At 65.6% G+C, this 6,321-nt stretch carries 6 protein-coding genes; 4 read left to right on the plus strand and 2 right to left on the minus strand.

All coding sequences use genetic code 11. The annotated features are described in order from the left end of the window. Nucleotides 1–43 precede the first annotated feature (43 nt). The 3 genes from glcE to glcF are packed head-to-tail and all read left to right on the plus strand — an operon-like array spanning nt 44 to nt 3,020. Complete coding sequence (glcE, locus tag MAXJ12_RS24030; protein ID WP_008838640.1) at nt 44–1,279, plus strand: glycolate oxidase subunit GlcE; 1,236 nt, start codon at nt 44–46, stop codon at nt 1,277–1,279. A 15-nt stretch (nt 1,280–1,294) separates the two neighbouring features. After that, nucleotides 1,295–1,675 (plus strand): DUF4870 family protein, encoded by a 381-nt coding sequence (locus MAXJ12_RS24035; RefSeq protein WP_008838641.1) that lies wholly within the window; start codon nt 1,295–1,297, stop codon nt 1,673–1,675. Between the two features lie 13 nt (nt 1,676–1,688). Beyond that, nucleotides 1,689–3,020, plus strand: coding sequence for a glycolate oxidase subunit GlcF (gene glcF, locus MAXJ12_RS24040; protein ID WP_008838642.1), 1,332 nt, complete (start codon nt 1,689–1,691; stop codon nt 3,018–3,020). A 219-nt stretch (nt 3,021–3,239) separates the two neighbouring features. Here glcF and MAXJ12_RS24045 read toward each other — a convergent pair whose 3' ends face one another. Both MAXJ12_RS24045 and MAXJ12_RS24050 read right to left on the minus strand, forming a co-directional pair. Continuing rightward, a complete protein-coding gene (locus MAXJ12_RS24045; RefSeq protein ID WP_040587676.1) occupies nt 3,240–4,166 on the minus strand; it encodes a bifunctional 5,10-methylenetetrahydrofolate dehydrogenase/5,10-methenyltetrahydrofolate cyclohydrolase in 927 nt (308 codons plus the stop codon). Nucleotides 4,167–4,441: 275 nt separating this feature from the next. Then, nucleotides 4,442–5,194 carry a L,D-transpeptidase gene (locus tag MAXJ12_RS24050; protein WP_040587679.1) on the minus strand — a complete coding sequence of 251 codons (753 nt, stop codon included), beginning with the start codon at nt 5,192–5,194 and terminating at the stop codon, nt 4,442–4,444. Between the two features lie 213 nt (nt 5,195–5,407). On the opposite strand from MAXJ12_RS24050, the gene MAXJ12_RS24055 reads away from it, so the two are divergent. After that, on the plus strand, nt 5,408–6,046 hold the full coding sequence (locus MAXJ12_RS24055) for a DNA-3-methyladenine glycosylase I (RefSeq protein WP_008838645.1): 639 nt from the start codon (nt 5,408–5,410) through the stop codon (nt 6,044–6,046). The last annotated feature ends 275 nt before the right edge of the window (nt 6,047–6,321 follow it).

Here is a 6,321-nt window from a genome sequence, read left to right on the forward strand (position 1 = left end):
TTGGCAATTCCATCAAAAGCCAAGCGACTAATGGATGCCGCCCATGACCACTTTCACCCCCGCCACTGCCGCCGGCACCCTCTCCGCCGTCCAATGGGCGCTGGCCGAGGAATCGCCGCTCGAAATCGTCGGCCACGGCTCCAAGCGCGGCATCGGCCGTCCGCTGCAGACGGAGCACACGCTCGACCTCTCGAACCTCTCCGGCGTCACGCTCTACGAACCCGCCGAACTCGTTCTGTCGGCCAAAGCCGGCACGCCGCTCGCCGAAATCGAGGCGCTGCTTACGGCCAACAACCAGCAGCTCGCCTTCGAGCCGATGGATTACGGCCCACTGCTCGGCGGGCAGCAGGGCCGCGGCACGATTGGCGGCGTGCTCGCCGCAAACCTTTCCGGCCCGCGCCGCCTCAAGGCGGGCGCGGCGCGCGACCATATCCTCGGTGTGAACGCCGTCTCCGGCCGTGGCGAGGCGTTCAAATCCGGCGGCCGCGTGGTCAAGAACGTCACCGGTTACGATCTGTCGAAACTCATGGCCGGTTCCTGGGGCACGCTGGCCGTCGCTACCGACGTCATTTTCAAGGTGCTGCCTGCCGCCGAGACCGAGACCACGGTTGCCATCCGCGGCCTGCTCGACGAAGAGGCCACGGCCGCGATGGCGCTCGCGGTCGGTTCCAGCGCCGAAATCTCCAGCGCGGCTCACCTGCCGGAGGGCATTGCCGGCCGTGTAGCCGGCGGTGCGATCGGCGGCGACGCGGCGACGCTGCTGCGCATCGAAGGTTTTGGCCCGTCCGTCGCCTACCGCGCAGCCGCCGTGAAGGACCTCCTCAAGGCCGCCGGTCCGATCGACGAGATTTCCGGCGAAGCTTCAAAGGCGCTCTGGCGTGACATCCGCGATTGCACACCCTTTGCCGACGGTGCCGAGCGCCCCGTCTGGCGGGTCTCGATGCCCCCCTCCGAAGCCCACAAAATGACGCTGGCGCTGCGCATGCAAACGCCCGCCGAGGCGTTCTACGACTGGCAGGGCGGCTTGGTCTGGCTGCGCATGCAGGCCGACCCGGAAGCCGACCTGCTGCGCGCGCTGGTGAAAAAATTCGGCGGCGGCCACGCAACACTTGTCCGCGCCAGCCCCTCGCGTCGCGCGTCGCTGCCCGTCTTCGAACCGCAGCCGCCGACGCTCGCCGCGCTCTCGGCGCGGCTGAAGAGCGAGTTCGATCCCAGGGGAATTCTCAATCCGGGCCGGATGGTGGCCGGCGCGCCGTCTGCTAAGCTCGCCGAAGCCTGATACGAGGAGGAGAAGATGAGCGATACCAACACCGGACCGTCCGCGCCTCGCCAGACCGACCGCTGGCTCGAACCTGGCCCGACCAATGTGCAGGTTATCTACATTCTCTATCTCGCCGGCCTTGTCATCGGCATCAGCGGCCTCGTCGCCATCGTTCTGGCCTACATCAACCGCGGCAAATCCGAAGCTTGGATCGAAACACATTACACCTGGGCGATCCGCACCTTCTGGATCGGCCTGCTCTACGCCTTGGTCTCGGTGATCCTGATGTTCGTGATGATCGGCTTCCTGTTGATCTTCGCGACCGCCGTCTGGTTCATCATCCGCTGCGTCATCGGCCTGCAGATGGTCGGCCGCAACGAGCCGATCAGGAACCCGGAAAGCTGGATGATCTAGGAACGGCAAAGCAGTGCAAACCTCCTTCACCCTCGCCCAACTCGCCGATCCGCATGTTGCGGAGTCGGAAAAGATCCTGCGCAAATGCGTGCATTGCGGCTTCTGCACGGCGACCTGCCCGACCTATGTGACGCTCGGCAACGAGCTGGATTCGCCGCGCGGACGGATTTATCTCATCAAGGACATGCTGGAGAACGGCCGGCCGGCGGACAAGGAGGTTGTCACTCACATCGACCGTTGCCTGTCATGCCTGGCCTGCATGACGACGTGCCCCTCCGGGGTCAACTACATGCATCTGGTCGACCACGCCCGCGTTCACATCGAGAACACCTACAAACGCCCGCTGCCCGATCGCATGATCCGGGCTCTGCTCGCCGCCGTGCTGCCCTATCCCGGGCGCTTCCGCGCGGCGCTGAAGCTGGCGCGGCTCGGCAGGCCGTTCGCAAGACTGTTCGAGGCGGTTGGCCCGCTGCGCCCGCTTGCGGCGATGCTGAGGCTGGCTCCAACGTCCATCCCGCAGACTTCCGCGAAGGCATCGCCGGCAGTTTATCCGGCTGCCGCAGGAGCCCGTCGCGGGCGTGTCGCCATTCTCACCGGCTGCGCCCAGCCCGTGCTCGATCCGGGCATCAACGAGGCGGCGATCTCGCTGCTGACCCGGCTCGGCGTCGAGGTTGTCCTGCCGCAGGGCGAGGGCTGCTGCGGCGCGCTGGTGCATCACATGGGCCGCGAGGAGCAGGCGCTGGCCTCGGCCCGGCAGAACGTCGACGCCTGGATGCGTGAGATCGAAAGCGGCGGCCTCGACGCCATCATCATCACCGCATCCGGCTGCGGCACGACAATAAAGGATTACGGCTTCATGCTCCGGCTCGACCCGGCCTATGCGCAAAAAGCTGCGAAAATCTCGGCGCTGGCCAAGGACATCACCGAATATCTCGCCACGCTCGAGCTGCCGGAGCCGGCCCAAAAGCCCGGCCTCACTGTCGCCTATCACTCCGCCTGTTCGATGCAGCACGGCCAGAAAATCAAGCGCCAGCCAAAGGAGCTTCTCGCCCGCGCCGGTTTTCTGGTGAAGGAGCCGCGCGAGGGGCATCTGTGCTGCGGCTCGGCCGGCACCTACAACATCATGCAGCCTGAAATTTCGGCCCAACTGCGCGACCGCAAGGTGAAGAACATCGAGGCCACCGGTGCCGACATCATCGCCACCGGAAATATCGGCTGCATCACCCAGATCGCCTCCGCGGCGAAGTTGCCGATCGTGCACACGGTCGAGCTGCTCGACTGGGCCTATGGCGGGTCGAAGCCGGCGGGCGTGCCGGAGGGCAGGGCGATGGAGGCGGCGGAGTGAGCGGAGTTCGTGCGTCCTTCGAGGCTCGCGGTGTTCGCACCTCAGGATGAGGGAGGATGGTGCCGCACGTTACCCCGATATGTCGGAGTTAATGCATCATTAATGATGCATGTAGCTGACGACGAGTAACGGTATGCCGAGCTCCCTGGAGTGCAGGCGATTTCCCACCTCCCTCATCCTGAGGTGCGAGCGCAGCGAGCCTCGAAGGACGCACCGCCGTCACTCCGCCGCGAACTGCCGCTCGCTTGTCCCATATGTCTCCCGGTACAGCGCCCTTTGCCTGTTGAGCGCCACCATCGTGTTCCTGAGCAGGATCGCCACCGTCACCGGACCGACGCCGCCCGGCACCGGCGTGATCCACGACGCCACCTCCTTCACGCTGTCGGTGTCGACGTCGCCGACGATGCGCGTCGAACCGTCGGCAAGCGTCTCGGCATTGATGCCGATGTCGATGACGGCCGCGCCCGGCTTCACCATGTCGGCCTTGATCAGCCGCGGCTTGCCCACCGCCACGAACAAAGCGTCCGCGCGTCTTGCGTGCGCCGCCACGGATCGCGTCATGTGGTGGCACACGGTCACCGTCGCGCCCTCACTCATCAGCAGGAAGGCGATCGGCTTGCCGACGATCTCGGAATGGCCGACCACCACCACCTCCAGCCCTTTCAGATCGAGCCCGGTCGCCTTCAGCAGCTCCACCGACGCCGCCGCCGTGCAGGGCGCAAGGTCGAGCTCGTTGTAGACGATGTTGCCGATCGAGGCCGGATGCATGCCCTCGACATCCTTCAGCGGATGGACCGCCGCCTGGATCGCCTTGATGGGAATGTGTGCCGGCACCGGCCGCTGGATGATGATGCCGGTGACGCGCGGGTCGGCGTTCATGCCGTGGATCGCCGCTTCCAGTTCGCCCGCCGTCAGCTCGGCCGGAAAGCGCCGTTCCTCGAAGTCGATGCCGGCAAGCTCGGCCTTGGCGCGCTGGTTGCGCACATAGACATCGACCGCCTCGACGTCGCCCACGGTGATCGAAACCAGCTTCGGCCGAAAACCTTCGGCCGTCGCGCTTTCGGCCGCGGCGCGGACTTCGGCGATGATGCGGGCGGCGACCGGCCCGCCCTTCAGATAGCGCGTATCGTCGAGCGGCATCGGCATCTCCTCTGCGGGGGAGGGAAGTTAGAGCATGATCCCGAACCGAAGGTCAGCGGCGCAAAAAGTCGCGGACTTTCCATCGGGATCAGACAGTCGGACGGAACTGTCGGCCGGCAGTTAGCAGGCCGGGAACGAGAAAGGGCAGCACGGATGCGAACCGTGCTGCCCTTCCTGCGACGTGAGCGCAATCTTCAAACGAAAAAGCGGCCGCGGCATTCGCGCCGGGCCGCTCCCGGACCGGCCGCCCCTACGGCATCGGCCCGTCCCCCGTTCGAAAATTACATCACCACGACCTTCGTCCCCACGTTAACCCGCTCGTAGAGCTCGATAACATCCTCGTTGCGCATGCGTATGCAGCCCGACGACACTGCGCCGCCGATCGTCCAGGGCTGGTTGGTGCCGTGGATGCGGTAGAGCGTCGAGCCGAGATAGAGCGCCCGCGCGCCGAGCGGGTTTTCCGGCCCGCCGGCCATGTGCACCGGCAGATGCCGGCCCTTGGCGCGCTCGCGTGCGATCATTTCCGCCGGCGGGCGCCAGTCCGGCCATTCGCGCTTCTGGGTGACCTTGTGGGTGCCGGCCCATTCGAAGCCGGGCTTGCCGGTGCCGACGCCGTAGCGCCGCGCTTGGCCGCCCTCCAGCACCAGGAACAGAAAATTCTCGCGCGTATCGATGATGATGGTGCCCGGCGCATGCGGGCCGTCATAGGCAACCGTCTGCGGCAGGTAGATAGGGTTCATTTCGCGGCTGGGCTGGACCTTGGGCTTGGCCGGCGCCTGCACCGCCGCCGTGCGAATCCGCTCGGGTCCGATCTCGCGGTAGCGCGGCGCAGGCTGCACCTCGACGCCGAACGAATTCTGCCGCCGCAGCTGCCGCCGCACGACCTTACCCGGCTTGCGGCCGAGCTGCATCACCCAGGGCGCGGAAAGATCGGGGCTGACCACCACCGGCGGACGCTCGATATAGCGGTCATTGGCGGTGGCGGGCGTCGCGGCAAGCGCGGCGACAGACACAAGGAACAAAAGACTCTTCATGAACATGCACTCTCGGTCGGGTAGTCATGGGTTGCGGGAAAACGGCCGCTTGAGCCGATGGTTGACCGGTTCCGGCAAGGAATGCGTGAATCGGAATGCGTAAAAGGCCGTTTTGTCAGTAAACTTTTCGGTGTGGTTACCGGCCGGTTCAGGAATCTGGTAAAGGCCCGGTAAAGCAGGCGGTTTGCACCGTTAAGGATTGGGTTTGACGTCATGGATGAGGTGAAGACTGGACTGCTCGAAGGCGCGGATGGGGTCACCCGCTGCTCCTGGCCCGGCACGCTGCCCGACTATCTCCACTATCACGACCACGAATGGGGCCGGCCGGTCGCCGACGACAAGAGGCTGTTCGAAAAGATCTGCCTCGAAGGTTTCCAGTCCGGCCTGTCCTGGCTGACGATCCTGCGCAAGCGCGAGAGTTTCCGGGAGGCTTTCGCCAGCTTCGACTATGAACGCGTCGCCGAGTTCGGCGAGGCCGACATCGAGCGGCTGCTCGGCAATGCCGGCATCGTGCGCCACCGCGGCAAGATCGTCTCCACCATCAACAATGCCAGGCGCGCCCGCGAAATGGCGGACGAGGCGGGTTCGCTCGCGGCCTGGTTCTGGAGCCGCGAGCCCGGCGCGGACGAGCGGCCGGCGGTCGTAGATTACAGGGCGCTTACAGCAAACCCCACGACGCCGGCTTCGACCCGCATCTCGAAGGAACTGAAGAAGCGCGGCTGGAGCTTCGTCGGCCCCACCACCGTCTATGCCTTCATGCAGGCCATGGGCCTGGTCAACGACCACATCGAAGGCTGCGCCTGCCGCGCCGAGGTGGAGAAGCAGCGGGCGGCGTTCAAGCGGCCGGGGTGAGGGGCTTCCCCTATCTCTCCCTTTGTGCAGGCAACTGCAGATGCCCCTCCACCGCCTTCGGCGGTCCCCCTCCCCCGCTTCGCAGGGGAGGAACCAGCGCCGCCGCTGCTGATCCTCCCGGGGAGGGGGACCGCCGAAGGCGGTGGAGGGGGCGCTGCGAGCCTCAAACGTGGATAGAATCCACCTTCATTTCGACTCGTTCACAAAAAGAACTGTTGCGGATCAATGGCATAACAGCCGGCGGGAAGAATCTTCGCACCGGATTTGTTCACACA

Source organism: Mesorhizobium alhagi CCNWXJ12-2 (assembly GCF_000236565.1).
GTDB classification, from domain to species: Bacteria; Pseudomonadota; Alphaproteobacteria; order Rhizobiales; family Rhizobiaceae; genus Allomesorhizobium; species Allomesorhizobium alhagi.